Genomic DNA, 1,307 nt, shown 5'->3' with positions numbered 1-1,307 from the left:
TACTCCTTCGCCAGAGACAGGGGGACCTATGAAGAGCTGGAAGTGATCCACACATACACTGGCTCGCTCTTCACCTATCAGTTCAGCCACGCCTGGATAGATTTCCGAAAAATCCGCGACAGGGACGGAATCGACTGGTTCGAAAACTCCGTCAGGGCCTCTCTGGCCAACTGGAAGTACTGCTCAAGTGAAAGGAAAAACTACAGAACCCTGCATGAAAGATCCTGGGGACTCACCGCCTGCGACTCTCCGGATGGCTACAGGGGAGATTTCGGAGCGCCGCCTTCGGCCAAATCCAACACCGCTCACAGGACCGACGGAACCGTGCCACCCTGTGGAGCGCTCGGCTCGATCGTATTCGTCCCCGGGATAGTCGAAGAGACAGTGAAACACTACTTCGAAAACGTGCCGGAACTCTGGAGCGAGTACGGATTTCTAGATGCCTACAACCTTGACAGAAACTGGGTCTCGGACAGGGTCATCGGGATAGACAAAGGAATAACGCTGCTCATGATCGAAAACTATAGAAGCGGAATGATCTGGGAACTGACCATGGGTAGCGAATACGTAAAAAACGGCCTCGAAAGGCTCGGCTTCTTACGGCGAGAAGAGTGGTAAGAGCCATCCTTGGAAAGAACATAAGAATGGTTCGTCGTTCCGGCGCTAGCGTCCAGGTTGGAACATCGAGTAGGAGAGGGGCAGAGCCCCTCGTCCTCTCACAGAACCGTGCGTACGGGCCACGTACACGGCTCATGGATCAAGTATCGGATATTTCGACAGGGGATGATGATATTTTGTCATATCGACGAGGTTCATCTCTTCAAAGAACCTGTTGGGAATGGCGTAATTGGCTGCTTTTGAATGAGAAGATCGCCATTTGTTCATTCTCATGTTGACTTTCTCTTTCCATCCGGTCCTTCTGAGAACTCTGTTCAGTTTCTTAGTTGTCTTCCACTGGTGTAGTATGATGGCTCTCAGCCTTCTCCTTATCCAGCTCAGAAGTCCCCTCAAGATGGATTGGAAATCCACTATCCTGAAATAGCTGGCGAATCCCCTCAACAGTGGATTAAGCTGTTTCACTATCTCCTTTACCGGCCTGCTCTGATTCCTTCTTGTAAGTTTCCTGACCTTTTCCTTGAATCTCTTCAATCTGGATTTCTCTATCCCTACTCTCTCGCCTTTTATTTCGAAGCCAAGAAAGTGAAATCCATCTTCAAGTGTTGTGATTCTCGTCTTGTTTCTGTTGACCTTGAGCTTCATGTCAATCTCCAGTATGTTTATTGCGATTGCCAGAAACTCTCGGGCTT

General features: G+C 49.6%; 2 protein-coding genes. One reads left to right on the top strand and one right to left on the bottom strand.

Translation table 11 applies throughout. The features are described from left to right. Positions 1-618, top strand: a 618-nt coding sequence (locus BG32_RS02180; protein WP_310793860.1) for a glucoamylase family protein, incomplete at its 5' end; no start/stop codon positions are given. Positions 619-750: 132 nt separating this feature from the next. Here BG32_RS02180 and BG32_RS02175 read toward each other — a convergent pair. After that, on the bottom strand, positions 751-1,307 hold a 557-nt coding region (locus BG32_RS02175), incomplete at its 5' end, for a group II intron maturase-specific domain-containing protein (RefSeq protein WP_310793859.1).

The sequence above is a fragment of the Mesotoga sp. HF07.pep.5.2.highcov genome (genome assembly GCF_003666285.1).
Classification (GTDB): Bacteria; Thermotogota; Thermotogae; order Petrotogales; family Kosmotogaceae; genus Mesotoga; species Mesotoga prima.
The sequence above is the reverse complement of the archived record's forward strand: the minus strand, read 5'-3'. Positions and strand labels throughout refer to the sequence as shown.